The organism is Ramlibacter sp. AN1133 (assembly GCF_037890035.1).
Classification (GTDB): Bacteria; Pseudomonadota; Gammaproteobacteria; order Burkholderiales; family Burkholderiaceae_C; genus Ramlibacter.
In genome coordinates this window covers 81,490-108,001 of sequence record NZ_JBBKTQ010000012.1, presented here as the reverse complement: position 1 = coordinate 108,001, position 26,512 = coordinate 81,490, and the positions used below count along the sequence as shown (strand labels likewise).

At 69.4% G+C, this 26,512-nt stretch carries 22 protein-coding genes; 12 read left to right on the top strand and 10 right to left on the bottom strand.

Annotated elements, in window-relative coordinates; translation table 11 throughout:
- The first annotated feature begins 5 nt into the window (after window positions 1–5).
- The 5 genes from WG923_RS18005 (at window position 6) to WG923_RS17985 (ending at window position 3,750) form a co-directional block, all read left to right on the top strand.
- A complete protein-coding gene (locus WG923_RS18005; protein ID WP_340352360.1) occupies window positions 6–1,292 on the top strand; it encodes a TRAP transporter large permease in 1,287 nt (428 codons plus the stop codon).
- A gap of 25 nt (window positions 1,293–1,317) precedes the next feature.
- A complete protein-coding gene (locus WG923_RS18000; RefSeq protein ID WP_340352359.1) occupies window positions 1,318–2,094 on the top strand; it encodes an enoyl-CoA hydratase/isomerase family protein in 777 nt (258 codons plus the stop codon).
- A gap of 105 nt (window positions 2,095–2,199) precedes the next feature.
- On the top strand, window positions 2,200–2,469 hold the full coding sequence (locus WG923_RS17995) for a hypothetical protein (protein WP_340352358.1): 270 nt from the start codon (window positions 2,200–2,202) through the stop codon (window positions 2,467–2,469).
- 15 nt (window positions 2,470–2,484) lie between these two features.
- Window positions 2,485–3,279: an alpha/beta fold hydrolase gene (locus WG923_RS17990; protein WP_340352357.1), complete on the top strand. Its 795-nt coding sequence runs from the start codon at window positions 2,485–2,487 to the stop codon at window positions 3,277–3,279.
- A 126-nt stretch (window positions 3,280–3,405) separates the two neighbouring features.
- Entirely contained in the window at window positions 3,406–3,750 is a 345-nt protein-coding gene (locus WG923_RS17985) for an antibiotic biosynthesis monooxygenase family protein (protein ID WP_340352356.1), read from the top strand.
- Between the two features lie 9 nt (window positions 3,751–3,759).
- On the opposite strand, the gene WG923_RS17980 is transcribed toward WG923_RS17985, so the two are convergent.
- A complete protein-coding gene (locus WG923_RS17980) occupies window positions 3,760–4,650 on the bottom strand; it encodes a LysR family transcriptional regulator (protein ID WP_340352355.1) in 891 nt (296 codons plus the stop codon).
- A 105-nt stretch (window positions 4,651–4,755) separates the two neighbouring features.
- Here WG923_RS17980 and WG923_RS17975 point away from each other — a divergent pair, with 105 nt between their 5' ends.
- From WG923_RS17975 to WG923_RS17950, 6 genes are read left to right on the top strand one after another with little or no spacing between them, the layout of a single operon-like run.
- Complete coding sequence (locus tag WG923_RS17975) at window positions 4,756–6,888, top strand: 3-hydroxyacyl-CoA dehydrogenase NAD-binding domain-containing protein (protein ID WP_340352354.1); 2,133 nt, start codon at window positions 4,756–4,758, stop codon at window positions 6,886–6,888.
- A gap of 23 nt (window positions 6,889–6,911) precedes the next feature.
- Entirely contained in the window at window positions 6,912–8,108 is a 1,197-nt protein-coding gene (locus tag WG923_RS17970) for an acyl-CoA dehydrogenase family protein (protein ID WP_340352353.1), read from the top strand.
- 13 nt (window positions 8,109–8,121) lie between these two features.
- Window positions 8,122–9,306 (top strand): acyl-CoA dehydrogenase family protein, encoded by a 1,185-nt coding sequence (locus WG923_RS17965; RefSeq protein ID WP_340352352.1) that lies wholly within the window; start codon window positions 8,122–8,124, stop codon window positions 9,304–9,306.
- Entirely contained in the window at window positions 9,303–10,511 is a 1,209-nt protein-coding gene (locus WG923_RS17960; protein ID WP_340352351.1) for a CaiB/BaiF CoA transferase family protein, read from the top strand. The genes WG923_RS17965 and WG923_RS17960 overlap by 4 nt, the downstream gene beginning before the upstream one ends.
- A gap of 14 nt (window positions 10,512–10,525) precedes the next feature.
- Window positions 10,526–11,521 carry a Bug family tripartite tricarboxylate transporter substrate binding protein gene (locus tag WG923_RS17955; protein ID WP_340352350.1) on the top strand — a complete coding sequence of 332 codons (996 nt, stop codon included), beginning with the start codon at window positions 10,526–10,528 and terminating at the stop codon, window positions 11,519–11,521.
- Between the two features lie 32 nt (window positions 11,522–11,553).
- On the top strand, window positions 11,554–12,516 hold the full coding sequence (locus tag WG923_RS17950) for a tripartite tricarboxylate transporter substrate binding protein (protein ID WP_340352349.1): 963 nt from the start codon (window positions 11,554–11,556) through the stop codon (window positions 12,514–12,516).
- Window positions 12,517–12,552: 36 nt separating this feature from the next.
- On the opposite strand, the gene WG923_RS17945 is transcribed toward WG923_RS17950, so the two are convergent.
- From WG923_RS17945 to WG923_RS17935, 3 genes are all read right to left on the bottom strand, one after another.
- Window positions 12,553–13,437 carry a transglutaminase-like domain-containing protein gene (locus WG923_RS17945; protein WP_340352348.1) on the bottom strand — a complete coding sequence of 295 codons (885 nt, stop codon included), beginning with the start codon at window positions 13,435–13,437 and terminating at the stop codon, window positions 12,553–12,555.
- 413 nt (window positions 13,438–13,850) lie between these two features.
- Window positions 13,851–14,075 carry a cold-shock protein gene (locus WG923_RS17940; RefSeq protein WP_340352347.1) on the bottom strand — a complete coding sequence of 75 codons (225 nt, stop codon included), beginning with the start codon at window positions 14,073–14,075 and terminating at the stop codon, window positions 13,851–13,853.
- A gap of 214 nt (window positions 14,076–14,289) precedes the next feature.
- Complete coding sequence (locus WG923_RS17935; protein ID WP_340352346.1) at window positions 14,290–14,778, bottom strand: GNAT family N-acetyltransferase; 489 nt, start codon at window positions 14,776–14,778, stop codon at window positions 14,290–14,292.
- Between the two features lie 105 nt (window positions 14,779–14,883).
- Between WG923_RS17935 and WG923_RS17930 the strand changes: the two genes are divergently transcribed.
- A complete protein-coding gene (locus WG923_RS17930; protein WP_340352345.1) occupies window positions 14,884–16,077 on the top strand; it encodes a M20 aminoacylase family protein in 1,194 nt (397 codons plus the stop codon).
- A gap of 49 nt (window positions 16,078–16,126) precedes the next feature.
- Here the strand turns inward: WG923_RS17930 and WG923_RS17925 are convergent, their stop codons facing one another.
- From WG923_RS17925 to oxc, 6 genes are all read right to left on the bottom strand, one after another.
- Window positions 16,127–16,345, bottom strand: a complete 219-nt coding sequence (locus WG923_RS17925; RefSeq protein WP_340352344.1) for a GDCCVxC domain-containing (seleno)protein — start codon at window positions 16,343–16,345, stop codon at window positions 16,127–16,129.
- A gap of 121 nt (window positions 16,346–16,466) precedes the next feature.
- Complete coding sequence (gene fdhF / locus WG923_RS17920) at window positions 16,467–19,301, bottom strand: formate dehydrogenase subunit alpha (RefSeq protein ID WP_340352343.1); 2,835 nt, start codon at window positions 19,299–19,301, stop codon at window positions 16,467–16,469.
- 156 nt (window positions 19,302–19,457) lie between these two features.
- The gene (locus tag WG923_RS17915; RefSeq protein WP_340352342.1) at window positions 19,458–21,176 is read right to left on the bottom strand and encodes an NAD(P)H-dependent oxidoreductase subunit E; all 1,719 of its coding nucleotides are present in this window, start codon (window positions 21,174–21,176) and stop codon (window positions 19,458–19,460) included.
- A 10-nt stretch (window positions 21,177–21,186) separates the two neighbouring features.
- Complete coding sequence (locus tag WG923_RS17910; RefSeq protein ID WP_340352341.1) at window positions 21,187–23,334, bottom strand: acetate--CoA ligase family protein; 2,148 nt, start codon at window positions 23,332–23,334, stop codon at window positions 21,187–21,189.
- Between the two features lie 45 nt (window positions 23,335–23,379).
- Window positions 23,380–24,627, bottom strand: coding sequence for a formyl-CoA transferase (gene frc / locus WG923_RS17905; RefSeq protein ID WP_340352340.1), 1,248 nt, complete (start codon window positions 24,625–24,627; stop codon window positions 23,380–23,382).
- Window positions 24,628–24,781: 154 nt separating this feature from the next.
- Window positions 24,782–26,512, bottom strand: coding sequence for an oxalyl-CoA decarboxylase (gene oxc, locus WG923_RS17900; RefSeq protein WP_340352339.1), 1,731 nt, complete (start codon window positions 26,510–26,512; stop codon window positions 24,782–24,784).

The following is a 26,512-nucleotide window of genomic DNA, read 5'->3' as shown; positions in this document are numbered from 1 at the left end:
GCGCGATGGGAACGATGCTGTCGCTGTTCGGCGCCGTGCTGGGGCTGGTGCTGATCAACGTGCCGATCGCGGTGTCGCTGGGCATCGTCGCCGTGCTGGCGATGCTGGCCACCCACGGCGTCTCCTCGCTGCCGAACATGCCGGTGGTGATCTACAACGGCGCCACCAATTTCCCGCTGCTGGCGATCCCGCTGTTCATCCTGGCGGGGGCGATCATGAATGCGTCGGGCATTTCCAGCCGCCTGATCGCCTTCGCGGCCGCGCTGTTCGGATGGGTGCGCGGCGGGCTCGCGCATGTCTCGATCGGCGCCTCGCTGTTCTTCGCGGAGATCTCCGGCTCCGCCGTCGCCGACGTGGCCGCGCTCGGCTCGCTCATGATCCCCGGCATGAAGGCCAAGGGCTACCCGGCGCCGTACGCGGCGGCGGCGATGTCCTCGGCGGCCACGCTCGCCGTGATCATCCCGCCCTCGATCCCGATGATCCTGTACGCGGTGATGGCGGAAAGCTCGGTGGTGCAGCTGTTCGTGGCCGGCATCGTCCCGGGCCTGCTCGGCGCCGCCGGCCTGATGGGCGTGGCGAGCTTCCTGGCCCATCGCTACAACCTGCCGCGCGAGGACCGCTTCTCGTGGCAGCGCGTGCGGCGCACGGCCCGCGAGGCCCTGTGGGCCTTCCTGCTGCCGATCATCATCCTGGGGGGCATCTTCGGCGGCATCGTGACGGCCACCGAAGGCGCGGCGCTCGCGGTGATCGCGGCGCTGTTCGTCGGCCTGGTGATCTACCGCGAGCTGGACCTCAAGCACCTGCGCGCCGCCGTCATGGAAGGCGGCGTGCAGACCGCGGTGGTGATGCTGCTCGTGGCCACCAGCGCGCTGCTCGGAACCTACCTCACCGAGGTGCAGGCGCCGCAGGCGCTGGCGCGCGCCGTCTCCGAATTCACCAGCAACAAGTGGGCGATCCTGCTGCTGCTGAACGTGCTGTTCCTGTTCCTCGGGATGTTCCTGCACTCCGCCGCGGCCATCATCCTGGTCGTGCCCATCGTGATGCCGCTGGTGCGCGCGGCCGGGATCGACCCGGTGCACTTCGGCCTCATCATCACCATCAACCTCGGCATCGGCCAGCAGACGCCGCCGGTCGCCAGCGTGCTGATGGTGGCCAGCTCGATCGCCAAGGCCTCGGTGTGGGAGGTCACGCGCGTCAACATCTGGTTCATCGGCGTCCTCGTGGCGGTGCTGGGGCTGGTGACCTACGTGCCCGTGACGGGCATGGGGCTGGTGAACCTGTTCTACCGGTAGAAGGAAGGAAGACGAATTGCAGGACATGGAGAACAAGGGCCAGGTGCACCTGGCGATCGAGGGCGGCGTGGCCTCGGTGACCTTCGACCGCCCCGAGGCGCGCAACGCGATGACCTGGGCGATGTACGAGCGGCTGCGCGCGATCTGCGAGCAGCTGCGCGAGGACCGCGCGGTGCGCGTGGTGCGCTTCCAGGGCGCGGGCGGCGAGGCCTTCGTGGCCGGCACCGACATCGCCCAGTTCCAGGACTTCGACGGCGAGCGCGGCGTGGCCTACGAACGCCAGATCGACGGCACCATGCAGTTGCTGGCCGGCCTGCCCATGCCCACGGTGGCGGTGGTGCAGGGCTGGTGCATCGGGGGCGGCCTGGCGATCGCGAGCACCTGCGACTTCCGCATCGCCACGCCGGGCACGAAGTTCGGCGTGCCGATCGCGCGCACGCTGGGCAACTGCCTGTCGATCGCCAACGTGGCGGGGCTGGTGGCCTCGTTCGGGCGGCCGCGCGTGCAGCGCCTGCTGCTGCTGGCCGACATGGTCGGCGCCGAGGAGGCGCAGGCCTGCGGCTACGTGCTGGAGGTCGTGGCCGCGGAGGGCATCGAGGCCGCCGCGCAGAAGCTCTGCTCGAAGCTCGCATCGCTCGCGCCCGTGACCCAGCAGGTCAGCAAGGAAGCCCTGAACCGGCTGCTGCGCCACGACCTGCCGGAGGGGGAAGACCTGATCCGCCGCACCTACGGCAGCGCCGACTTCCGCGAGGGGGTGCAGGCCTTCGTGCAGAAGCGCCCGCCCGCCTGGCAGGGGCGGTAGCAGCCCAGGCTCCTTGCGCCGCCGGGTTGCGCCCAAGCTGGGCGTCCGTCCTACGCGGCCCAGTGCAGGTGCTGCCTAGGATGGACGCAACTCACGAGGGCGCAAATGGCCGGCCAGCAGCAAGATTCCACGACGGGCTCCAGGGCCCACGCGCGTCCCGGCGATCCCCTCGACCTGCAGGAGTCGGTGGCAGGCGAGGAGGACCCGGGCGCCTCCTTCGATGTACCCAGCGGCAGCGAAGGCCGCTCCGACCCGCCCGCGGGGCACGCGAACGTGCAGCCCGATGACGGGCCGCGGACCCTGCGTCCCGGTGAGCAGGCGCCCATCGACAAGCCCTCCACCGGCAAGGTGGACGCCTGCAACGGCGGGGCCTGAGCGGGCCAGCGGGGCATGCCGCAGTTCGCCCCGACGCTCCGTGCGCGGCTTCCTGCGCTCCGTGCTCGGCAGACGCGCAGCGGCCGCCTCGGCTACATCCTGTCCGGGCACGGCCCGGCGCACATCGTCCTTTTCAGCGGCGCGGGCATGAGCCTGAAGGGCTGGGAGGCGCTCTATCCCGGCATCGAGCGCATCGGCCGGGTGCTGGGATGGAACCGCTTCGGGCTGCAGGGCAGCGATGCGCCCCGCGGCCGCCAGACGGGAACGCTCGTGCTGGGATCGCTGCGCGAGCTGCTGGCGTCCACCGGCCTGGGTCCCCCCTACGTGCTGGTGGCGCACTCGCTCGGCGGCCTGTTCGCGAACCTGTACGCGCGCCTGTATCCGCGGGAAGTCGCCGGCGTGGTGCTGATCGAGGCCACGCATCCCGGCGATCACGTGGCCCTGAAGAAGCACGAGACGCAGATCGAGCGGGCGCTGGCGCGATTGCTGGCGCTGCCGAACGCGTTCTTCCGCCGCAACCTGCACGCCGAGCTGGCCGGCGTGGAGGACACGGTGCGCGAACTGGAGGCCGCGGGGCCGTTTCCGGACGTGCCGCTGCGCGTGATCACGGGCGGGCTCACGCCGAGGGCGGGGATGATGTCGCCCGGTGCGGTGGGCGCGCGCCGCGCCAACCAGCAGGAGCTGGCGCGCCTGTCGCCGCTGGGGCAGCAGGTGATCGCGCAGAGGAGCGGGCATTTCCCGCAGATGACGCAGCCGCAGCTGGTGCTGCGGGTGCTGGAGGAACTGCTGGCGCAGGTGCGGACTTCGTAGGCTGGTGGTGAACCGCGAAGCGCGTGAACCCCAGCGCTGCGCTGGCGCTCGCGATCGCTGGGCTTCCTCCGCTTCGCGCGTCAGCGCCAGCCTACACTTCCCCTCTCAGCGCGAGGAGTCCCCCCCATGATCGCCGTCATCTTCGAAGTCTGGCCCCACGAGGAACACCGCCAGGCCTATCTCGACTGGGCTGCCCGCCTGCGGGCCGAGCTGGAGAAGATGGAGGGCTTCCTCTCCATCGAGCGCTTCGAGAGCCTCACCACGCCGGGCAAGCTGCTGTCGCTGTCCTTCTGGCGCGACGAGGAATGCCTGGCGCGCTGGCGCCAGCTCGAGGCGCACCGCGCCGCGCAGGCCGCGGGCCGCAGGACCATGTTCCGCGACTACCACCTGCGCATCGCTTCGGTGATCCGCGATTACGGCCTCGAGGACCGAGCGCAGGCGCCGGAGGACTCGCGCCGGCTGCATGGATAGGAGCCTGGGCTAGTCCAGGGAGCGTGCCTTTTCCAGCAGGAAGTCGATGCAGGTGCGCACCGCGCGGATCTGGTGGCGGTCCGGCATGTACAGCAGGTACATGCTGGTGCCGAAGATGCTCAGGCGATGGTCGTCCAGCGCGGTCAGCACCTCGCCGCTGGCCACGGCGTCCTTCACCACGTAGTCCGGCACGATGCCCACGCCCAGCCCGGCGAGGATCGCCTTGCGCAGGAAGGGGAAGTGCTCGGAGATCAGGGTCGGCTCCAGGATCGCGTCCTCGCGTTCGCCCTCCCGGTAGGCGCGCAACCGCAGCTGCCGCCCCTGCACGCCGGAGGTGATCACCGGCGAGGTCACCAGCTGCGCGAGCTGCGTCGGCACGCCGTGCTGCGCCGCGTACTCGCGCGAGGCGCAGGCGATGTAGCGCACGTTGCCCAGGTCGCGCGCCACCAGCGAGGGCGGCGGCTCCGCCATCACGCGCACGGCGATGTCCACCTCGTCGCGCAGCACGTCGGCGCGGTTCTCGAACAGCACGTCCAGCACGATGCCCGGGAACTGGCGCTTGAACTCGATCAGCCATTGCGACATCACCAGCTCGCCGAAGCCGCTCGGCACCGAGAGGCCGACGCGGCCCTGCAACCCCTGGCCGAAGGTCGCGATGGTCTCGCGCGCGGCCAGCATCTCGTTGCGCACGCGCCGGCCATGCTCGTACAGGCGCCGGCCCACCTCGGTGGGTTCCACCCGCCGGGTGGTGCGCCGCACGAGTTGCACGCCGGCGTCCTTTTCGAGCTGGGCCAGGTGGTAGCTGACGTTGGCGCGCGTCATCCGCAGCTTGCGGGCGGCGAGGCTGAGGTTGCCGGCGTCGATGATCTCGACCAGCAAGGTGAGGGCGGCCAGTTCCATTTGATTGTCAAGCCAAGTTTGACAGTCTGTCCAGCCTATTGGGAATTGTCAAGCCGGATTGATGAACCCAGAATCCGGAGCGCGTCATCTTCCAGGGAAACCCCCATGCCCGCTTCCAGTTCCGGCACCGCCGCGGTTGCCGTCCGCACGCGCCGCGAGGGCGCCGTCCTCGTCGCCACCATCGCCCATCCGCCGGTGAACGCCCTGAGCGTGGAGGTGCGCCGGGGCCTGCTGCAGGCGGCCGAAGCCGCCGACGCGGATCCGGAGATCGCAGCGCTGCTGCTGGTGGGCGAGGGCCGCGGCTTCATCGCCGGCGCCGACATCCGCGAATTCGGCAAGCCGCCGCTGCCGCCCAGCCTGCCCGAAGTCTGCAACCGCATCGAAGCCTGCCGCAAACCGGTGATCGCCGCGATCCACGGGCCCGCGCTGGGCGGCGGGCTGGAAGTCGCGATGGCCGCGCACTACCGCGTGGCGCTGGCCGATGCGAAGCTGGGCCTGCCCGAAGTGCAGCTGGGCCTGATGCCCGGCTCGGGCGGCACCCAGCGCGCGCCGCGCCTCATGGGCCTGCAGCCGGCCCTGGAGCTGATGCTCAGCGGCCGCCACCTGGACGCGCAGGAAGCGCTCGAATGCGGGCTGGTCGACCGCGTCGCCGAAGGCAACGACGCCCTGGCCGCCGGCCTGGCGTACGCCCTGCAACTGCTCGCCACGCGGGCCCCGGTGCGCCGCACGGGCGAAGGCGTCCTGGCCGCCGACATCGAGTCCGCCCGCGCGACGCTCAAGGGCATTGCCGCCGACACCGCGAAGAAGACGCGCGGCCTGTTCTCGCCGCTGAAGATCGTCGAGGCCGTCGAAGCCGGCCTGGACCTGCCGTTCGCGGAAGCGCTGCGCAACGAGCGCCAGTTGTTCCTGCAGTGCATCGACAGCCCGCAGCGCGCCGGCCTCGTGCACGCCTTCTTCGCCGAGCGCGAAGTGGCGAAGGCCCCGGAGACGCGCAGCGCCAAGCCGCGCCCCCTCGCCTCGGTGGGCGTGGTCGGTGGCGGCACCATGGGCGCCGGCATCGCGGTGGCGGTGCTCGACGCCGGCCTGCCCGTGACGATGGTGGAGCGCGACGAAGCCTCCCTCGCGCGCGGCCGCGCCAACGTGGAGAAGGTCTACGACGGGCTCGTCAAGCGCGGGCGCATGACGCCCGAGGCGAAGGCGGCGGTGCTGGCGCGCTTCGCGGGCAGCACCTCCTACGACGCGCTGGCCGGGGCCGACCTGGTGATCGAGGCGGTCTTCGAGGACATGGCCGTCAAGCACGCGGTGTTCGCCGAACTCGATCGCGTGGCGAAGCCCGGCGCGGTGCTCGCCACCAACACCTCCTACCTCGACATCGACGCCATCGCGGCGGGCATCTCGCGGCCGCAGGACGTCATCGGCCTGCACTTCTTCTCGCCGGCCAACATCATGAAGCTGCTGGAGATCGTGGTGCCGGCCAAGGTGTCGGCCGACGTCGTCGCCACCGCCTTCGAACTGGCGAAGAAGCTGAAGAAGGTGCCGGTGCGCGCGGGCGTGTGCGACGGCTTCATCGGCAACCGGATCCTGGCCAGGTACCGCCAGGCCGCCGACTACATGATGGAAGACGGCGCCAGCCCCTACCAGATCGACGAGGCGGTGCGCGCCTTCGGCTACCCCATGGGCCCGTACCAGGTGAGCGACCTGGCCGGCGGCGACATCGGCTGGGCCACGCGCAAGCGCAAGGCGCCCACGCGCGACCCCCGCGCGCGCTACGTGCAGATCGCCGACCGCATCTGCGAGCGCGGCTGGTTCGGCCAGAAGACCGGCCGCGGCTACTACCTCTATCCCGAGGGCGCGCGCACCGGCGTGCCCGACCCCGAGGTGCTGGCCATCATCGATGCGGAACGCCAGCGCGCCGGCGTGCAGCCGCGCCGCTTCGGCGCCGACGACATCCTGCGCCGCTACCTCGCCGCGATGGTGAACGAAGGCGCCAACGTCGTGCGCGAGCGCATCGCGCTGCGGCCGCTCGACGTCGACGTGACCTTCCTCTATGGCTACGGCTTCCCGCGCTTCCGCGGCGGCCCGATGAAGTACGCCGACACCATCGGCCTCGACCGCGTGCTGGCGGACATCCGCGAGTTCGCGCAGGAAGACCCGCTGTTCTGGCAGCCCTCGCCGCTGCTGGTCGAGCTGGTCACGCAGGGCCGCAACTTCGACAGCCTGAACCACCCCGCCGACTGAAGGCAAGGACGCAAGGACACATCATGGACCTGAGCTTTACCCCCGAAGAACAGGCGTTCCGCGCCGAGGTGCAGCGCTTCCTGGCCAACGAGGTGCCCGCGCGCCTCACGGCCAAGGTGCGCGCCGGCCAGCGCCTGACCAAGGCCGACCTGGAAGAGTGGCACGCGCTGCTGAATGCCCGCGGCTGGCTCGCGAACCACTGGCCCAAGGAATACGGCGGCCCGGGCTGGAACGCGGTGCAGAAGTTCATCTTCGAGCACGACTGCGCGCTGGCCTATGCGCCGCGCACGGTGCCCTTCGGCGTGAACATGCTGGGCCCGGTGCTGATCAAGTACGGCAACGAAGCGCAGAAGCGCTACTGGCTGCCGCGCATCCTGGCCGGTGCGGACTGGTGGTGCCAGGGCTACTCGGAGCCGGGTGCCGGCTCGGACCTGGCCTCGGTCAAGACGACGGCGGTGCGCCAGGGCGACCACTACATCGTCAACGGCCAGAAGACCTGGACCACGCTGGGCCAGCACGCCAACATGATGTTCGCGCTGGTGCGCACCGACCGCGAATCCAAGCCGCAGGAGGGCATCAGCTTCCTGCTGGTCGACATGAACGCGCCCGGCGTCGAGGTGCGCCCCATCGTCACGCTGGAAGGCGAGCGCGAGGTCAACGAGGTGTTCCTCACCGACGTGAAGGTGCCGGTGGAGAACCTGGTGGGCGGCGAGAACAAGGGCTGGACCTGCGCCAAGTACCTGCTGACCTACGAGCGCACCAACATCGCCGGCGTCGGCTTCTCGGTGGCCGCGCTGGAGCGGCTGAAGGCGATCGCGTCGCGCGTGCGCAAGAACGGCAAGCCGCTGGCGCAGGACCCGCTGTTCGCGGCGCGGCTGGCCAAGGTGGAGATCGACCTGGAGAACATGAAGACCACCAACCTGCGCGTGATCGCGGCGGTGGCCGGCGGCGGCGTGCCGGGCGCGGAGAGCTCGATGCTCAAGATCCGCGGCACCGAGATCCGCCAGGAGCTGAACTCGCTCACGCGCCGCGCGATGGGCCCGTACGCGCTGCCCGTCATCGACGAGGCGCTGGACGAAGGCTACGAGGGCGAGCCGGTCGGCCCGGCCGAGGCGAGTTTCGCCGCCCTGCAGTACTTCAACAACCGCAAGCTGTCGATCTTCGGCGGCTCCAACGAGATCCAGAAGAACATCATCTCCAAGATGATCCTGGGCCTGTAAGGAAGGAACGACGATGGACTTCGACCACACCGACGACCGCCGCATGCTGGCGGACCTGCTGCAGCGCTACGTCGCCGAGCAGTACAAGATCGAGGCGCGGCATGCCATCGCGGCCTCGCCCGAGGGCTTCAGCCGCGCGCAGTGGAAGCAGTTCGCCGAGCTGGGCGTGATCGGCGCCCTGTTCGACGCGGAGCAGGGCGGCTTCGGCGGCGCCGGCTTCGACATCGCGGTGGTGTTCGAGGCGCTGGGCCGCGGCCTGGTACTGGAACCCTTCCTGCCCACGCTGCTGGCGGGCAGCGCGCTCGCGCAAGGCGGCGAGCGCTGGGCCGAGGCGGTCGCGGCCCTGATTGCCGGCGAATCCGTCGCCACCCTGGCTTGCGAGGAGGCCGAATCGCGCTACGAGCTGCAGCGCGTGGCCACCAGCGCGCGCCGCGCCGGTGCCGACTACGTGCTGAGCGGCCACAAGGCCGTCGTGCCGCTGGCCGGCCAGGCCGACCTGCTGGTCGTGTCCGCCCGCACCTCGGGCGACGTCGCGGATGCGGAAGGCATCTCGCTGTTCGTCGTGCCGGCGGCGACCGCGGGCCTGCGCGTGCGGTCCTACCCCACCATCGACGGCGGCCAGGCGGCCGAAGTGTTCCTGGACCAGGTCCGCGTGCCGGCGAGCGCGCTGCTCGGCGCCGAGGGCGAAGGCCTGGCGCTGCTGGAACACGCGGTGGGCCGCGGCGTGCTGGCCCTGTGCGCCGAAGCCGTGGGTGCCATGGACACGGCCAAGGCGATGACCATCGAGTACCTGCAGACGCGCAAGCAGTTCGGCAAGCCGATCGGCAGCTTCCAGGCCCTGCAGCACCGCATGGCCGATGTGCTGCTGGAAATCGAGCAGGCACGCTCCGCGGTGATCAATGCCGCGGCGGCGCTGGACGCCGACCGCGTCACGCGCGAGCGCGCGCTGTCCGCCGCCAAGTTCAGCATCGGCCGCATCGGCGCGCTGGTGGCCGAGGAGAGCATCCAGCTGCACGGCGGCATCGGCATGACCTGGGAACTGCCGCTGCCGCACTACGCCAAGCGGCTGGTGATGATCGACCACCAGCTCGGCGACGAGGACCACCACCTGGCGCGCTTCATCGCGCTGGGCACGGCGGCCGACGCCGCCACGGCCGTGGTGCGCGCCGCGCAGCGCGAAGCGGCGGCCACGGCATGACGGGCGCCCTGCCGCTGGCCGGCGTGCGCGTGCTGGACCTGTCGCGCGTCCTCGCCGGCCCGCTGTGCGCGCAGGTGCTGGGGGACTTCGGCGCCGAGGTGATCAAGATCGAGCATCCCCGGCGCGGCGACGACACGCGCGACTGGGGCCTGCGCGTCGGCCAGACCGAGACGGCGTACTTCAACAGCATGAACCGCAACAAGCGCTCGGTGACGGTGGACCTGGCCAGCCCCGAAGGCCAGGCGCTGGTGCTGGAACTGGCGAAGCAGTGCGACGTGGTGGTGCAGAACTTCAAGTTCGGCGGGGCCGAGAAGATGGGGCTGGGCTACGAGCACGTGAAGGCCGTGCGGCCGGACGTCGTCTACTGCTCCGTCTCCGGCTACGACCGGCACGGGGAGGAAGCGACGCGGCCCGGCTACGACCTGGTGATCCAGGGCGAGGCCGGGCTGATGGCCATCAACGGCGAGGCCACGCAGCCGCCCCTGAAGTTCGGCGTCGCGGCGGTCGACATGTTCACCGGCATGTACGCCGCGCAGGCGATCCTGGCCGCCCTGTTCGAGCGGCAGCGCACCGGCCGCGGCCGCCACGTCGAGATGGCCCTGTTCGACTGCGGCCTGATGATCAGCGCCTACTACGGCCTCGAAGCGCTGCTGCTGCAGAAGGACCCGCCGCGCTACGGCAACGCGCACCCCTCGATCGTGCCCTACGGCGTGTTCGATGCGCAGGACGGGCCGCTGATCGTGGCGGTGGGCAACAACGCGCAGTTCGAACGCTTCTGCACCGAGGTGATCGAGCGGCCCGACGTGCTGGCCGACGAACGCTACAAGACCAACCTCGTGCGCGGCCAGAACCGCGACACGCTGGTGCCGCTGCTGCTGGCGGAGATGCGCGCGCGCCCGCGCAGGGAGCTGCTGGAGCGCATGAGCGCCGTCGGCATCCCCTGCGGCGAAGTGCTGGGTCTGCACGAGGCCCTGACCTCGCCGCGCGCGCAGGCCGCCGGCCTGGTCACGCAGCAGCCGCATCCCGTGGCCGGCAGCATGCACGTGATGGCGCCCCCCTACCGCATGGACGGCGAGCGCCTGCCCGTGCGCCTGCCGCCGCCCGTGCTGGGCGAGGGCACGCGCGAGGTGCTCACCGGCCTGCTCGGATACGACGAGGACCGCCTGGCCACGCTCGTGGCCCATGGCGTGATCCGCAAACACTGAAGGAGATTTTCCGCATGCGTGCTTCCCTGTCCCTCGCCCGGCTGACCCGCCGCGCCCTGTTCCTGTGCCTGCTGCCCGTGCTGGGCGCCCCTGCTTTCGCCGCCGACGCCTGGCCGGCCAAGCCGATCAAGCTGATCGTGCCTTTCCCGCCCGGCGGGCCGACCGACACCGCCTCGCGCATCGTGGGCCTGCAGCTGGCCGAGCGCCTGAAGCAGCCGGTGGTGGTGGAGAACAAGGCGGGCGCCTCGGGCGCGATCGCCGCCGCGCAGGTGGCCAAGACGCCCGGCGACGGCTACACCTTCATGATGCTGGCCACGCCGACGCTGCTGGCCCCGCACATGTACAAGAAGGCCGGCTACGACATCCTCACGGACTTCGTGCCGGTCGCCTCGGTCTACGACCTGCCGATCGTGATGGTGGTGAATCCCGCCCTGATGCCCACCGTGACCGACGTGCAGAAGCTGATCACGCATGCCAGTGCGCGGCCCGGGCAACTGAGCTACACCAGCTCCGGCGCCGGCAGCTTCGGCCACCTGAGCATGGAGCTGCTCAAGCAGCTCGGTGGTTTCGACATGCAGCACATCGCCTACAAGGGCGGGGTGCCGGCCATCACGGACACCATCGGCGGCCAGGTGCCCATGATGTACGCCGACCTGGTCGCGGCGCTGCCGCACATCAAGTCCGGCCGGCTGCGCGCGATCGGTGTCGGCTCGCCCAGGCGCGTGCCGATGCTGCCGGAGGTCAAGACGATCGCGGAGCAGGGCTTCAAGGGCTTCGACGCCGTGTCCTGGGGCGGCCTGCTGGCGCCCGCCGGCACGCCCAGGGAGATCGTGGATCGCGTCAGCAAGGAAGTGGGCGAGATCCTGGCCGACAAGGCCGTGCAGGAAAAGCTGCTGAATGCCGGCGCCATCGCCAACTTCCAGCCGCCGCAGCAGATGGCCCAGCGCGTGAAGACCGACTACGAGAAGTGGGGCAAGGTGATCCGCGACAAGGGCATCAGCGCCGAATGAGCAACGACCGATAACAACACCGAGGAGACTCCATGCAACGCCGTCATTTCACCGCCGCCCTCGCCGCCACCGTCGCGGCGCCCCTGGTCCGCGCCCAGGCCTGGCCCGCGCGCCCGATCAAGGTCCTGGTGGGCTACCCGCCCGGCGGCTTCACCGACGTGACCGCGCGCCTGATCTGCGACAAGCTCACGCAGCGCCTCGGCCAGCCGGTGATCGTCGACAACAAGCCGGGTGCCAACGGCATCGTCGCCGTGGACATGCTGTCCAAGGCCGCGCCGGACGGCCAGACCTTCGCGGTGGTGATCGCCGCGCATGCGGCCAACACCTCGCTGTACAAGAAGCTGCCCTACGACCCGAAGAAGGACCTGGTCGCGGTGTCGCTGATCGGCCAGTCGCCGCTGCTAGCGGCGGTGAACAACGACGCGCCGTACAAGTCCGCGAAGGAGCTGATCGCGTTCGCGAAAGCCAACCCGGGCAAGATCAGCTACGGCTCCAGCGGCAACGGCTCCGCGGTGCACCTGTCGACCGAGCTGCTCAAGTCGCTGACCGGCACGCACATGGTCCACATCCCGTACCGCGGCTCCGCTGCGGCGCTGACCGACCTGATGGGCGGCCAGACGCACCTGTTCATGGATGCGGCGCAGGGCCTGATCGGCCCCGGCAAGGCGGGCAAGGTGCGCCTGATCGGCGTGGCCAGCGAGAAGCGCCTGCCCGTCCTGCCCGAGGTCCCCACCTTCGTGGAGCAGGGCGTCAAGGGCTTCGTCGCCAGCACCTGGGCCGGCGTGCTGGCCCCCGCGGGCACGCCCGCCGCGATCGTCAAGCGCATGGCCGACGAGATCGCGGCGATCGTGCGGACGGACGAGGTGCGCGCCAGGCTGGATGCGATGGGCACGATCCCGGCCGGCACCACGCCGGCGGAGTTCCAGGCGTTCATCGATGCCGAGACGGCGAAGTGGGGCAAGGTGATCCGGGACGCGAAGGTGTCCCTGGATTGATGCGCCGGCCCGGCGCGCGGGCGCTGCCGCTGGCGGTCAGTCCGCCGCGGTGGAGATCGCGCCGCTGACGCGGTACGGCTCCAGCGGCGGCAGGCCGTTGCCGGCGGACACGGCGTGCACCTCGATGGTCTGGCCCAGCGGACGCACGTCGCCGAAGATCGAGCAGTAGGCGCAATCGGCGGCGTCGCGGCCCGAGGTGAGCCGCATGAAGCCCATGGGGATCGCCGTTCCCGAGGGATCGAAGATGTACCAGCGGCCGCCCAGGTACGCCTCGACGTAGGCGTGGAAGTCCGGGGGGCCCAGCGCAGGGTCCGCTCCGTAGTCGAAGCCGGTGACGAAGCGCGCCGGAATGTTCATCGCGCGGCACATCGCGATCATCAGGTGCGCGAAGTCGCGGCACACGCCGCGCCCCGACGCCAGGGTCTGCGACGCCGTGGTGGTGCTGCACGAGCTGCCGGAGGTGAACTTCACGTGGCTGTTCACCCAGGCGCAGATGGCCTCCACGCGGCCGTAGCCTTGCCACAGCCCGCCGAAGTGCGCCATGGCCACCGGCGCCAGCAGGTCCGACTCGCAGAAGCGGCTCGGATAGAGGTAGGGCAGCACCTCGCCGGGGAGATTGGGAATCCAGGTCTCGGCGATGTTCGCCGGCAGCTCGCCGACGGGCCGCTGCTCCACCAGCGCCGCATAGCGCAGCACGAGCTCGCCCGCCACGGCGCGCAGCCGCAGGAAGCGGCCGGAGGTCGCGGGGTCGCAGTATTCCTGCAGCGCCACGCCCTGGTTGATCGTCAGCGATTCCCACAGCACCATCTGCTGCCTGGTGCGCGCGACCTGGACATTGAAGATGAAGTCGGAGCCGGCGCTGTTCACCTGGTAGCGCAGGTCCACCTGGCATTGCAGGCGCACCGGGTCGAACATCACCATGTCAGGACGTCCATGGGGCCCGGGCAAGGCGCACGCGGGACACGCGGGAGCTGCCCGGTGTGCGGGGGAGGCGGGCTGCCAGCGGGGCGGCGGCGGGCGTGCACTGATCGGCGGGATGTTCCGCGGGATCCGGCGCCTGCTCGGGGCGCTGCGCGGCATCTTCGCGCAGGCCGGGCAGCGCGGACTCGGACCCCTCGCCGGACCGGTGACCGGCGCGGCGGGAGGCGGAAGGAAGGGGGAAGGCCGGCACCGGTGCGGTGCGGGGGGTCAGTTTTCGCATGAAGGGCTCCAGAGGTGCTTGGGAGGGAAGACCTGAGGAGCGGCATGCGCTGCCGCTCTCGTCGGCGGACGCACGAAGGGCGCCGACCAGGAAGGAGGGCCCTCGCGGGCCCTCCGTGTTGCTGCTGCGGGGTTCAGGCAGCCAGCGGGCTGATGTTGGTGGCCTGCGGGCCCTTGGCGCCCTGGGTCACCACGAACTGCACGCGGGCGTTTTCAGCGAGCGTCTTGTACTGGTCGGTGCCCTGGATGTCGCGGAAGTGCGCGAACAGGTCCTTGCCGCCGCCATCGGGCGTGATGAAGCCGTAGCCCTTGCTCTCGTTGAACCATTTCACGGTACCGGTCTGGTTGGTGGTCGTCATTGTGTCGATCCTTCATCTGGAGATTTCCGCGCGGCGCAGAACAGCCGCGTGGTGCAAACGCCAAGAAACCATCGGAGGGAGATTCGACAACGACTCGCCGCGGACGCGGGAGCAGGGGAAGAGAAACCTGGAGATGCGGACTCTTGTGTAACGTCAGCCAGGGCATGGTAACCGATCTGGCGGATTCGTGCTTGCGGGCCCGGCGTGCGCGGCCTCAGGCGCCGTCGGGCGTGCCCGGCACCTGCGGCCGCAGCCACTTCTCCAGCCGCACGCCGTCCACGCCCGCGTGATAGCGGTTCCGTTCGATGGCCTGCTCGTGGTAGCCGTGCTCGCTGTAGAAGTTGCGGCCGGCGACGTTGTCGCGCCGTGCCTCGACGCGGATGCGCCGGCAGCCGGCCGTGCGCGCGACATCCTCCAGCCAGCCGAGCAGGGCGCTGCCGATGCCCTGCCGGCGCCGGGACGGATGCACGGCGAACAGGACGAGGTGGGCGTCCTCCTCGCGGTAGATCATGATGCCGAAGCCCGCGAGCGCGTCCGGCGGGCCGGCCACCGCCACGTTGGTGTCCGGGTCGCGGATGGCGTTGGCGATGCGCTCGGGCCGCCAGGTCCACGGCAGGCCGGTCTCGATGTGGTCGCGCGACAGCGCCGCGATGGCGGCCGCGTCCGCGGGCAAGGCGAGGCGGATGAGGGGGCGGGCGAGCATGGGGGTCCGGTGAACCATTGTGGACCAGCCCGGCTCCCCAGTGTCGCGCAGGCCGCGGCTAAGATCCCTGGCACCGCGCAGCCGTCGTCGCGCGGCACCCGAGCCATGCAAGCACCTCCCGACATCACGCCCTCTATCGGCAAGCTCATCCGGTTGCGCCGCGACCTGCACGCGCACCCTGAACTCAAGTTCGAGGAGACGCGCACGGCCGACCAGGTCGCCGCGTGGCTGCAGGCGCTCGGCCTGCCGCTGCACCGTGGCCTGGGCGGCACCGGCGTCGTCGCCACGTTGCGCGGCACGGGGCCGGATGCCGACGACCCCGCGCGTTCGATCGGCCTGCGCGCCGACATGGACGCCCTGCCGGTGCAGGAGGCCAACACCTTCGAGCACGCCAGCGCCAACCCGGGCCGCATGCACGCCTGCGGGCACGACGGCCACACGGCGATGCTGCTGGGCGGCGCCACGCTGCTGGCGCAGCAGCGCGATTTCAACGGCACGGTCCATTTCATCTTCCAGCCGGGCGAGGAGGGCGGAGCCGGCGCGCGCCGGATGATGGACGACGGCCTGTTCGAGCGCTTCCCGATGAAGGCCGTGTTCGCGCTGCACAACTGGCCCGCGCTGCCAGCCGGGGAGATGGGCGTGCGCGTCGGGCCCATCATGGCTTCGGCCAACCGCTTCGAGATCCGCATCCGGGGCAAGGGCGGCCACGCCGCGCAGCCCCACACCACGGTCGACCCGATCCCGGTCGCGTGCGCGATCGTCGGCCAGCTGCAGTCGCTGGTCTCGCGCGGCGTCGATCCGCTGGACAGCGCGGTGCTCACCGTCGGCAAGATCGAATCGGGCACGGTGGAGAACATCATCCCGGACGACGCGTTCATCTACGGCACCTGCCGCACGCTGGGCAGCGCGACGCTCAACCAGCTGGTCGAAGGCATCCAGCGCATCGCGACGCACGTGGCGCAGGCGCACCGCGCGAGCGCGGAGGTGATCATCAAGCCCGGCTACCCGACGACCGTGAACCATCCGCGCGAAGCACAGTTCATGGCGCAGGTGATGCGCGCCGTGGTCGGCAAGGGCCAGGCGCACGACGACGTGCTGCCGGCGATGACGGCGGAGGACTTCGGATTCATGCTGGAGGAGGTGCCGGGTGCTTACGGCTTCATCGGCAATGGCGCGGACGGCAAGCCGGGGATCAACCTGCACAACGCGGCCTACGATTTCAACGACGACATCCTCGGGCTCGGGGCGCGGTTCTGGGACCGCATGGCGCGGGAATGGCTTGCCTCTTTCCACCCCTGACGTCCCCTGATGTCGTCGTCCCCGCTTCGAGATCGCGAAGGCGGGCCGCCTACGGGCCGCAGCAGCCCTGCGGATCCGCCTGGCGCGGCGGACATTTCTGCGTGCCGTAGGAGCAGAACACGCAGCAGTCACCCGGCTTGGGGCGCAGCACCACGTGGCAGTGCTCGCACTCGTAGAACCACTGGCACGCGTCGGTGGGCATGGTTTCCGTCTTCGCGTGGCCGCACTGCGGACAAGTGAGGGTGGATTGCAGGGTGATGGCGGACATGTCGGTTCCTCCTGCTCCGCCCCGCGGGGCGCCCATGAAAAAGGCGCCGCGGTGCGGCGCCTGGTGAAGCCCTGGATGCCCGGCTGCGCGGGCATACGGGGTAACTCGGTGGCGCCGCGCGTTACGCGGCTTGCTCCGCGACCTTGCGCAGGATCTGGCCGCCGCCGAAGCTCACCTGCTCCGGCGCCGTTCCGCCCGCCGTCACCCGGATCGCGCAGTACTTCAGCTCCGGGATCTTCGCCACCGGGTCGAACTTGTCGTTCGTCACCTTGTTGATGGCCGCCTCGTAGTAGCAGAAGGGCACGAACACGGAACCGCGCGGCGTGCCGTCGTCGGCCCGCGCGTACAGCGAGACCTTGCCGCGGCGCGACTCGATCGTGATCAGCTCGCCGGGCTTGACGCCCAGCCCGGCGATGTCGAGCGGGTGCACCAGCGCCACCGGATCCGGCTCGATCGCGTCGAGCACCGAGGCGCGGCGCGTCATGCTGCCGGTGTGCCAGTGTTCGAGCTGGCGGCCCGTGATCAGCACCATGGGGTACTGCGTGTCGGGGCGCTCGGCCGCGGGGATGATGTCGGCCGGCACGAAGCGCGCCTTGCCCCCCTCGCGCGGGAAGTCGTCGATGAACACCACCGACTCGCCCGGGTCGCCTTCCTTCGTGCAGGGATAGGTGACCGAGTGCTCGCGCTCCAGGCGGTCCCAGGTGATGCCGGCGATGCTGGGCATGGTGTGCCGCATTTCGTCGAACACCTCGGACACGTGGCGGTAGTTCCACTCCAGGCCGATGCGGCGGGCGATCTCCTGGATGATCCACAGGTCCTGCTTCGCATCGCCGGGCGGGTCGATCGCCTGGCGGCCCAGCTGCACCAGCCGGTCCGTGTTGGTGAAGGTGCCGGTCTTCTCCGGGAAGGCGCTGGCGGGCAGCACCACGTCCGCGAAGGCGGCCGTCTCGGTCAGGAAGATGTCCTGCACGACCAGGTGGTCCAGCTTGGCCAGCGCCTCGCGCGCATGGTCGGCGTCGGGGTCGGACATCGCGGGGTTCTCGCCCATGATGTACATGCCGCTCACCTTGCCCTCGACGATCGCGTGCATCACCTCGATCACGGTCAGGCCGGGCTTGTCGTCCAGCGTGCCGGGCTTGAGCTTCCAGTGCTGCTCGAACCGCGCGCGCACCTCGGGCTCCACGACCTTCTGGTAGTCGGGGAACATCATCGGGATCAGGCCGGCGTCGGACGCGCCCTGCACGTTGTTCTGGCCGCGCAGGGGATGCAGGCCCGTGCCGGGACGGCCGATCTGGCCCGTCATCAGCGACAGCGCGATCAGGCAGCGCGCGTTGTCGGTGCCGTGCACGTGCTGCGACACGCCCATGCCCCACAGGATCATGGAAGCGCGGGAGGTCGCGAAGGTGCGCGCCACTTCGCGCAGCGTCTCGGCGGGCACGCCGCACACGGGCGCCATTTCCTCGGGGCTGTAACCCAGCAGGTTCTTCTTCAGCTCGTCGTAGCCGATGGTGCGCGACGCGATGAAGGCCTCGTCGACCAGCCCCTCGTGGACGATGACGTGCATCATCGCGTTGAGCATGGCGACGTCGGTGTCGGGCTTGAACTGCATGTGGCGCCACGCCAGGCGGGTCAGTTCGCCCTTGCGCGGATCCATGATCACCAGCTTGGCGCCGTTCTTCACCGCGTTCTTCATCCAGGTGGCGGCCACCGGGTGGTTCACGGTCGGATTGGAGCCGATGACGACGATCACTTCGGCCTGCGTCACGTCCATCACGGGGTTGGACACGGCGCCGGAGCCGATGCCTTCCAGCAGCGCGGCGACCGAGGACGCATGGCACAGGCGCGTGCAGTGGTCCACGTTGTTGCTGCCGAAGCCGGTGCGCACCAGCTTCTGGAACAGGTAGGCCTCTTCGTTCGACCCCTTGGCGGAGCCGAAGCCGACCAGCGCCTTCGGGCCCCTGGTGTCGCGGATGCCCTTGAGCTTGCTGCCGGCCAGCGCCAGGGCTTCTTCCCAGGTCGCCTCGCGGAACACCTCGTGCACGCGGTCCGGGTCCAGCACGATCTTCGGATCCTTGGGCGCATCGGCGCGGCGGATCAGGGGCGTGGTCAGGCGGTGCGGGTGGTGCGCGTAGTCGAAGCCGTAGCGGCCCTTGACGCACAGCCGGCCGTGGTTCGCGGGGCCGTCGCGGCCCTCCACGAACAGGATCTTGTTGTCCTTGACGTTGTAGGTGAGCTGGCAGCCCACGCCGCAGTACGGGCAGACCGAGTCGACCTGCTTGTCGGGGACGACCAGGCCAGCGCCGCGCGCGGGCATCAGCGCGCCGGTGGGGCAGGCCTGCACGCACTCGCCGCAGGCCACGCAGGTGGAGACGCCCATCGGGTCGTCCATGTCGAACACGATCTTGGCGTGCTCGCCGCGGAAGGCCAGGCCGATCACGTCGTTGACCTGCTCGTCGCGGCAGGCACGCAGGCAGCGCGTGCACTGGATGCAGGCGTCGAGGTTGACGGCGATGGCGGGATGCGAGAGGTCCGGCCCCATGTTGCCGCGCGAGGCGAAGCGCGGCTTGCCGACGTTCAGCTTGGCGGACCACTGGTCCAGCTCGTTGTTGCGGGTGTACTCCGCCTCGGGCATGTCCGACTGCAGCAGTTCCAGCACCATCTTCTGCGAGGCGATGGCGCGCGGGCTGTCGGTGGTGACTTCCATGCCGGGCGTGGGCGTGCGGCAGCAGCTCGGGGCCAGGGTGCGTTCGCCCTTGACCTCCACCATGCAGCAGCGGCAGTTGCCGGCGGTATCCAGGCCCGGCTTGTAGCAAAGGCGCGGGATCTCCACGCCCTCGCGGTCGGCGACCTGCAGCACCGTCTCGTTGGCGCGCGCCTCGACCTGCTTGCCGTTCAAGGAGAACTTGACGGTGGGGGCTTCGATCTGCGCCAGTTCGGCGCGGGTGACGGCGTTCATGTTGTGTGTTCCTGAAAGACCGGAAAACGGACTACCGGACGCAGAGGACGCAAAAGGTACGCAGAGGACGCAAAAGAAAACCTTCTAGAGTCTTCTTTGTCTTTTTTGCGTCCTCTGCGTATCTTTCGCGTCCTCTGCGTCCGGCTGTTCGGTTGTTCACGCCAGCTCGTGCGGGAAGTACTTGATCACGCAATCTACCGGGTTCGGGGCCGCTTGCCCCAGGCCGCAGATCGAGGCGTCGCGCATCACCTGCGAGAGCTCGGCCAGCAGGGGCAGGTCCCATTTCGGGGCGTTGATCAGCGCCAGCGCCTTGGCCGTGCCGGCGCGGCATGGCGTGCACTGGCCGCAGGATTCGTCGCGGAAGAAGCGCATCAGGTTGCGCGCCGCGCCCACCGCCGAATCCTTGTCCGACAGCACCACGATCGCGGCCGAGCCGATGAAGCAGCCGTAGGCCTGCAGCGTGTCGAAGTCCAGCGGCAGGTTGTTCAGGCTCGCCGGCAGGATGCCGCCCGAGGCGCCACCCGGCAGGTACGCATAGAACCTGTGGCCGTCGGCCATGCCGCCGCAGTGCTCGTCGATCAGCTCCTGGATCGTGATGCCGGCCGGGGCCAGCTTCACGCCCGGCTCGCGCACGCGGCCGGAGACGGAGAAGGAGCGCAGGCCCTTGCGGCCGTTGGCCCCCTTGGAGGAGAACCACTCGGGGCCCTTCTCGATGAGGTCGCGCACCCAGTACAGCGTCTCGAAGTTGTGTTCCAGCGTGGGCCGCCCGAACAGGCCGACCTGCGCCACATAGGGCGGACGCAGCCGCGGCATGCCGCGCTTGCCTTCGATCGACTCGATCATCGCGGACTCTTCGCCGCAGATGTAGGCGCCGGCGCCGCGCCGCAGCTCGATGGACGGCAGGTCCTTCGCGATGGGGTCGGCCTTCAGCCGCGCGAGTTCCTGCTCCAGCAGTTGCCGGCAGCCGTGGTATTCGTCGCGCAGGTAGATGTAGATGCCGGCGATGCCCACCGCCCAGGCGGCGATCAGCATGCCTTCGAGGAAACGGTGCGGATCGCGCTCGAGGTAGACGCGGTCCTTGAAGGTGCCGGGCTCTCCCTCGTCGATGTTCACGGCCATCAGCCGGGGCGCGGGCTCGTTGCGCACGATGCGCCACTTGCGCCCGGCCGGGAAGCCGGCGCCGCCCAGGCCGCGCAGGCCCGAGGCCTCCATGACCTTGATCACCGATTCGACGTCGCGCTGGCCCGCCAGGCACGCCTGAAGCAGCTTGTAGCCGCCCGCCGCCTTGTACTGCGACAGGCCCGTGTAGCCTTGCGGCTCGTGCTTCGCGTCGCCCTCCTTGAGGGACTCCTTGACGCACTCCGCGACCTTCTGGGTGGTGGCGCAGGCCACGGGCTTCTGGCCCACGGCGACGGCCGGTGCCTGTTCGCAGCGGCCGATGCAGGGGGCGGGAATCACGCGCACGTCGCGCCCGAGGATGGCGGGCAGCTTCGCGAGCAGCTGCTGCGAGCCGGCCATCTCGCAGGACAGCGAGTCGCACACGCGGACCGTGAGGGCCTGCGGCGCTTCCTCGCCTTCCTTGACGATGTCGAAGTGGTGGTAGAAGGAGGCCACCTCGTACACCTCCGACTGGGCCAGCCGCATCTCCTGCGCCAGCGCCGAGAGATGGGCCGCCGAGAGGTGGCCGAAGTGGTCCTGCAGCTTGTGCAGGTGCTCGATCAGCAGGTCGCGCTGGCGCGACGCGTCACCGAGCAGCTGCCGCACCTCGGCCAGGGCCGAGTCCGTGGGCTTGCGCCCCTTCGGACCCTGGCGCTTGCGCTCCCGCAGGGGGAGCGCGGTGGCCGCTGCGATCGGGATGACGCGTTGACCTGCCATCTCGTTCGCCTTACTTCTTCAGCAGGCCGGCGGCGCGGGCCCACTTGTACTTCGCACCCAGCACTTCCACCGGCAGCTCGGTGGAGTAGGCGTAGGCCGGGATGCCGTTCTCGTACAGGTACTGCGCGGCTTCCTCGACTTCCACGTCGCCGGCGAGCGAAGCCACCACGGGCTTGATCTTGCCCTTTTCCTTCATCTCGTTGACGACCTGCACCATGTTGCGGGCGAAGACCATCGGGGGCGTCACGATCGTGTGCCAGTAGCCGAGGATCAGCGCGTGGATGCGGTCGTCTTCCAGGCCCAGGCGCACCGTGTTCACGTAGGTGATCGGGGGCTCGCCGCCGGTGATGTCCACCGGGTTGCCCGCGGCGCCGAACGGCGGGATGAACTTGCGGAAGGCGGCGTCCAGGTCGTCGGGCATCGGCTTCATCAGCTTCAGGCCGTTGTCGACGCAGGCGTCGGACAGCAGCACGCCGGAGCCGCCGGCGCCGGTGATGATCACCACGTTCTCGCCCTTGGGCGTCGGCAGGATCGGCACGCCGCGCGACAGCTCCAGCATCTGGCGCAGGCTGTTGGCGCGGATCACGCCGGCGCTGCGCAGGATGTCGTCATAGATCTTGTCGGTGCCGGCGACGGCGCCCGTGTGCGAGGCGGCAGCGGCGGCGCCCATCTCGGTGCGGCCGGCCTTGAGCACGATCACGGGCTTCTTCTTGGAGACGCGCTTGGCGACTTCGGCGAAGGCGCGGCCGTCCTTCAGGTCTTCGCAGTGCTGGGCGATCACCTTGGTGTTCTCGTCCTGCTCGAAGAACATCAGCAGGTCGTCTTCGTCGATGTCGGACTTGTTGCCCAGGCCGACGATCGCCGACACGCCCATCTTGGCGCTGCGCGAGAAGCCGATGATGGCCATGCCGATGCCGCCGGACTGCGAGGACAGGGCGGTGGAGCCCTTGACGTCGTAGGCCGTGCAGAAGGTGGCGCAGAGGTTGGCGGGCGTGTAGTAGAAGCCGTAGATGTTCGGGCCCATCAGGCGGATGTTGTACTCGCGCCCGATGCGCTGCAGTTCTTCCTGGCCTTCGACGTTGCCCGTCTCGCCGAAACCGGAGGGGATCAGCACGGCGCCGGCGATCTTCTTCTCGCCGCACTCCTTGAGCGCGCCGGCGACCAGCGGCGCGGGGATCGCGAACACCGCCGTGTCAATCTCGCCCGGCACGTCCTTCACGCTCTTGTAGGCCTGCAGGCCCATGATCTCGCCGCCCTTGGGCGTGATCGGGTAGATCTTGCCCTGGTAGCCGCCGTTGATGAGGTTCTTCATCACGGAGTTGCCGATCTTGCCGGCCTGGTCCGACGCGCCGATCACCGCCACCGCCTTGGGCTTCATGATGCGGTTCATCGAGGCCACGACGCTCTTCTCGTCGGGACGGAAGCGCGCTTCCTTCTGGTTGAAGTTCACCACGATGCGCACGTCGGCGGCGATCGCGCCCTCGTCGGAGGCGAACACCGGGTTCAGGTCCATCTCGGAGATTTCCGGGAAGTCCGACACCAGTTGCGACACGCGCACGATCGTGTCCTGCAGCGCTTCGCGGTTGACCGGCTTGGCGCCGCGCACGCCCTTGAGGATCTCGGCGGCCTGGATGCCATCGAGCATCGAGGCGGCGTCTTCCTGCGTGGCGGGCGCCAGGCGGAAGGTCACGTCCTTCAGGACTTCGACCAGCACGCCGCCCATGCCGAAGGCGACCAGCTTGCCGAAGCTGCCATCGGTCATGGCGCCGATGATGGTTTCCTGGCCGCCCTTGATCATCTGCTGCACCTGCACGCCCACGATCTTCGCGTCGGCCTTGTACTTCCTGGCGTTGGCGATGATCTGGTCGTAGGCGGTCGCGGCGTCGTCGGCGCTCTTGACGCCCACCACCACGCCACCCGCTTCGGTCTTGTGCAGGATGTCGGGCGAGACGATCTTCATCACGACCGGGAAGCCCATGGACGCAGCGGTGCTCATCGCGTCCTTGGCGCTGGAGACGACCGCTTCCTTCGGCACGTTGATGCCGTACGCGTCGCAGATCAGCTTGCCTTCGGGAGCGGTGAGGGAATCGCGTCCCTCCTTCTTCACCGCGTCCAGGATCGCGCGGACCTTGCTCTTGTCACCTTGGAAGTTGGCCATGTTGTGCCCCTTGAAAAATTGAAATTTGTTGCTTCGAGGCGGCGGTCAGATGACCTTGGCCGCGCGCAGTTCTTCGATCTGGTCGGGCTTGTAGCCCAGTTGCGCCAGGACTTCCTCGGTGTGCTCGCCCAGCAGGGGAGAGCGCGTCACTACGGTCTCGCTGTCGGACAGCTTGATCGGGTTGCCGACCGACAGGTACTTGCCGCGGGTCGGGTGGTCGACTTCCACCACGGTGCCGGTGGCACGCAGGGCCGGTTCCTCGGCGATTTCCTTCATCGACAGGATCGGGCCGCAGGGGATGTCGTACTTGTTCAGGATCTCCATCGCCTCGAACTTGGTCTTGGTCTTGGTCCACTCCTCGATGCGCGAGAAGATGGTCTTCAGGTGCGGCAGGCGCGCCTTGGGCGTGGAGTAGCTCGGATCGGTGATCCAGGTCTCCTCGCCGATCACCTTGCAGATCGCGGCCCACACGGGCGCCTGGGTGATGAAGTAGATGTAGGCGTTGGGATCGTGCTGCCAGCCCTTGCACTTGAGGATCCAGCCCGGCTGGCCGCCGCCCGAGGCGTTGCCCGCACGCGGCACGGCCTCGCCGAACTCGCCCTCGGGGAACTGCGGGTACTCTTCCAGCACCTTCTTGCGCTCCAGGCGCTGCTGGTCGCGCAGCTTCACGCGGCACAGGTTCAGCACGGCGTCCTGCATGGCGGCCAGCACCTTCTGGCCGCGGCCGGTCTTCTCGCGCTGGAACAGGGCGGTGACGATGCCCAGGGCCAGGTGCAGGCCGGTGCCGGAGTCACCGATCTGCGCGCCGGTCACCAGCGGGGGGCCGTCGTCGAAGCCGGTGGTGGAGGCGGCGCCGCCCGCGCACTGGGCGACGTTCTCGTAGACCTTGCAGTCCTCGTACGGGCCGGGGCCGAAACCCTTGACGGAGGCCATGATCATGCGCGGGTTGATCTGCTGGATGCGTTCCCAGCTGAAGCCCATGCGGTCCAGCGCGCCGGGGGCGAAGTTCTCGACCAGCACGTCGCACTGCTTGATCAGCTCGATCAGCACTTCCTTGCCCTTGGGGTTCTTGGTGTCCAGGGTGATGGAGCGCTTGTTGTGGTTCAGCATCGTGAAGTAGAGGCTGTCCACGTCGGGGATGTCGCGCAGCTGGCCGCGCGTGGCGTCGCCTTCGCCCGCCTTCTCCACCTTGATCACGTCGGCGCCGAACCACGCCAGCAGCTGCGTGCACGTGGGGCCGGATTGCACGTGCGTGAAATCGAGGATCTTGACGCCGTCGAGTGCTTTACCCATGTCTGTGAGTCCTATCGAGTTTTGAATTCGGTTCCGTCGTCCCCGCTAGAGGCGGGGACCCGGGGCTTTCGGGGAACTCGCCGCGCGCGGCGAGCATCGGGAGCCCTGGATTCCCGCCTGCGCGGGAATGACGTCGTGGTGGTCCGTCGTGTGCTCAGGCCGTCTTCTTCTTCGCCGCGGCCGGGTTCAGGCTGGTGATGCGGCCGGACTCGGTGCCGGCCGATTCGTCGATCATCGCGTTGATCAGCGTCGGCTTGCGGGAGGCGATGGCCTCCTTCAGCGCGCGGTCGAGTTCCTCGGGGTTCTTCGCCACCACGCCGACGCCGCCGAAGGCCTGCATCATCATGTCGTAGCGCGCGTTCTTCACGAACTGCGTGGGCGCCATCGCGTCGCCGCGCGGGTTGACGTCCGTGCCCTTGTAGATGCCGTTGTTGTTCATCACGACGACGCACACCGGCAGGTTGTAGCGGCAGATCGTCTCGACTTCCATGCCGCTGAAGCCGAAGGCGCTGTCGCCTTCCACCGCGATCACCTGCTCGCCGGTGACGGCGGCGGCAGCGACGGCGAAGCCCATGCCGATGCCCATGATGCCCCAGGTGCCCACGTCGAGGCGGCGGCGCGGCTCGTACATGTCGACGATCGAGCGGGTGAAGTCCAGCGCGTTGGCGCCTTCGTTGACCAGGTAGGCCTTCGGGTTGTCCTTGACCGTGTTGCGGATCACGTTCAGGGCGCTGTGGAAGTTCATCACCGGCGGGTTCTTGGACAGGGTCTCCTGCATCTTGGTCAGGTTCTTGTCCTTGCGCTCGGCGATCGCGCCCGTCCAGTCGGACGGCGGCTTGCTCCAGCCGGAGGCGATGGCCTGGTTCAGCGCGGAGATGCAGGAGCCGACGTCACCCACCAGCGGCGCGGCGATGGCGACGTTGCTGTCGGCTTCGGTCGGGGAGATGTCGATCTGGATGAACTGCTGCTTGCCGGCTTCCTTGGAAGCGCCGGCGCCCCAGGTCTTGCCCTTGCCGTGCGACAGCAGCCAGTTCAGGCGCGCGCCCACCAGCATCACCACGTCGGCTTCGGCCAGCACGTAGGAGCGGGCGGCGGACGCGGACTGGTTGTGGTTGTCCGGCAGCAGGCCCTTGGCCATGGACATCGGCAGGTAGGGGATGCCGCTCTTCTCGACGAAGCTCTTGATCTCGGCATCGGCCTGCGCGTAGGCGGCACCCTTGCCCAGGATGATCAGCGGCTTCTTGGCGCCCTTGAGCAGGTCGACCGCGCGCTTGATCGCGTCGGGGGCGGGCAGCTGCTTCGGCGCGGGATCGACGACCTTGATCAGCGACTTGCGGCCGGCTTCCTTGTCCATGGACTGCGCGAACAGCTTGGCGGGCAGGTCGAGGTAGACGCCGCCGGGGCGGCCGGAGACGGCGGCGCGGATGGCGCGCGCGATGCCCACGCCGATGTCCTCGGCGTGCAGCACGCGGAAGGCGGCCTTGCACAGGGGCTTGGCGATGGCCAGCTGGTCCATCTCCTCGTAGTCGCCCTGCTGCAGGTCGACGACCTCGCGCTCGGAAGAGCCCGAGATCAGGATCATCGGGAAGCAGTTGGTGGTGGCGTTGGCCAGCGCGGTCAGGCCGTTGAGGAAGCCGGGAGCGGACACCGTGAAGCAGATGCCCGGCTTGCCCGTGATGAAGCCCGCGGCGGCGGCGGCGTTGCCGGCGTGCTGCTCGTGGCGGAAGGAGATGACCTTCAGGCCGTCCGCTTGCGCCATGCGCAGGAAATCGGTGATCGGGATGCCGGGAAGGGCGAAGATCGTGTCGATGTCGTTGAGCTTCAGCGCGTCGATGACGAGATGGAAGCCGTCGGTCGTTTCGCGATCCTGCGTATCGGTGGTCAT

Excerpts from the sequence above, each read along its gene's own strand:
- WG923_RS18005 (WP_340352360.1), top strand. The coding sequence starts at position 6 with ATGGGAACGATGCTGTCGCTGTTCGGCGCCGTGCTGGGGCTGGTGCTG.
- WG923_RS18000 (WP_340352359.1), top strand. The coding sequence starts at position 1,318 with ATGGAGAACAAGGGCCAGGTGCACCTGGCGATCGAGGGCGGCGTGGCC.
- WG923_RS17995 (WP_340352358.1), top strand. The coding sequence starts at position 2,200 with ATGGCCGGCCAGCAGCAAGATTCCACGACGGGCTCCAGGGCCCACGCG.
- WG923_RS17990 (WP_340352357.1), top strand. The coding sequence starts at position 2,485 with ATGCCGCAGTTCGCCCCGACGCTCCGTGCGCGGCTTCCTGCGCTCCGT.
- WG923_RS17985 (WP_340352356.1), top strand. The coding sequence starts at position 3,406 with ATGATCGCCGTCATCTTCGAAGTCTGGCCCCACGAGGAACACCGCCAG.
- WG923_RS17980 (WP_340352355.1), bottom strand. The coding sequence starts at position 4,650 with ATGGAACTGGCCGCCCTCACCTTGCTGGTCGAGATCATCGACGCCGGC.
- WG923_RS17975 (WP_340352354.1), top strand. The coding sequence starts at position 4,756 with ATGCCCGCTTCCAGTTCCGGCACCGCCGCGGTTGCCGTCCGCACGCGC.
- WG923_RS17970 (WP_340352353.1), top strand. The coding sequence starts at position 6,912 with ATGGACCTGAGCTTTACCCCCGAAGAACAGGCGTTCCGCGCCGAGGTG.
- WG923_RS17965 (WP_340352352.1), top strand. The coding sequence starts at position 8,122 with ATGGACTTCGACCACACCGACGACCGCCGCATGCTGGCGGACCTGCTG.
- WG923_RS17960 (WP_340352351.1), top strand. The coding sequence starts at position 9,303 with ATGACGGGCGCCCTGCCGCTGGCCGGCGTGCGCGTGCTGGACCTGTCG.
- WG923_RS17955 (WP_340352350.1), top strand. The coding sequence starts at position 10,526 with ATGCGTGCTTCCCTGTCCCTCGCCCGGCTGACCCGCCGCGCCCTGTTC.
- WG923_RS17950 (WP_340352349.1), top strand. The coding sequence starts at position 11,554 with ATGCAACGCCGTCATTTCACCGCCGCCCTCGCCGCCACCGTCGCGGCG.
- WG923_RS17945 (WP_340352348.1), bottom strand. The coding sequence starts at position 13,437 with ATGGTGATGTTCGACCCGGTGCGCCTGCAATGCCAGGTGGACCTGCGC.
- WG923_RS17940 (WP_340352347.1), bottom strand. The coding sequence starts at position 14,075 with ATGACGACCACCAACCAGACCGGTACCGTGAAATGGTTCAACGAGAGC.
- WG923_RS17935 (WP_340352346.1), bottom strand. The coding sequence starts at position 14,778 with ATGCTCGCCCGCCCCCTCATCCGCCTCGCCTTGCCCGCGGACGCGGCC.
- WG923_RS17930 (WP_340352345.1), top strand. The coding sequence starts at position 14,884 with ATGCAAGCACCTCCCGACATCACGCCCTCTATCGGCAAGCTCATCCGG.
- WG923_RS17925 (WP_340352344.1), bottom strand. The coding sequence starts at position 16,345 with ATGTCCGCCATCACCCTGCAATCCACCCTCACTTGTCCGCAGTGCGGC.
- fdhF (WP_340352343.1), bottom strand. The coding sequence starts at position 19,301 with ATGAACGCCGTCACCCGCGCCGAACTGGCGCAGATCGAAGCCCCCACC.
- WG923_RS17915 (WP_340352342.1), bottom strand. The coding sequence starts at position 21,176 with ATGGCAGGTCAACGCGTCATCCCGATCGCAGCGGCCACCGCGCTCCCC.
- WG923_RS17910 (WP_340352341.1), bottom strand. The coding sequence starts at position 23,334 with ATGGCCAACTTCCAAGGTGACAAGAGCAAGGTCCGCGCGATCCTGGAC.
- frc (WP_340352340.1), bottom strand. The coding sequence starts at position 24,627 with ATGGGTAAAGCACTCGACGGCGTCAAGATCCTCGATTTCACGCACGTG.
- oxc (WP_340352339.1), bottom strand. The coding sequence starts at position 26,512 with ATGACCACCGATACGCAGGATCGCGAAACGACCGACGGCTTCCATCTC.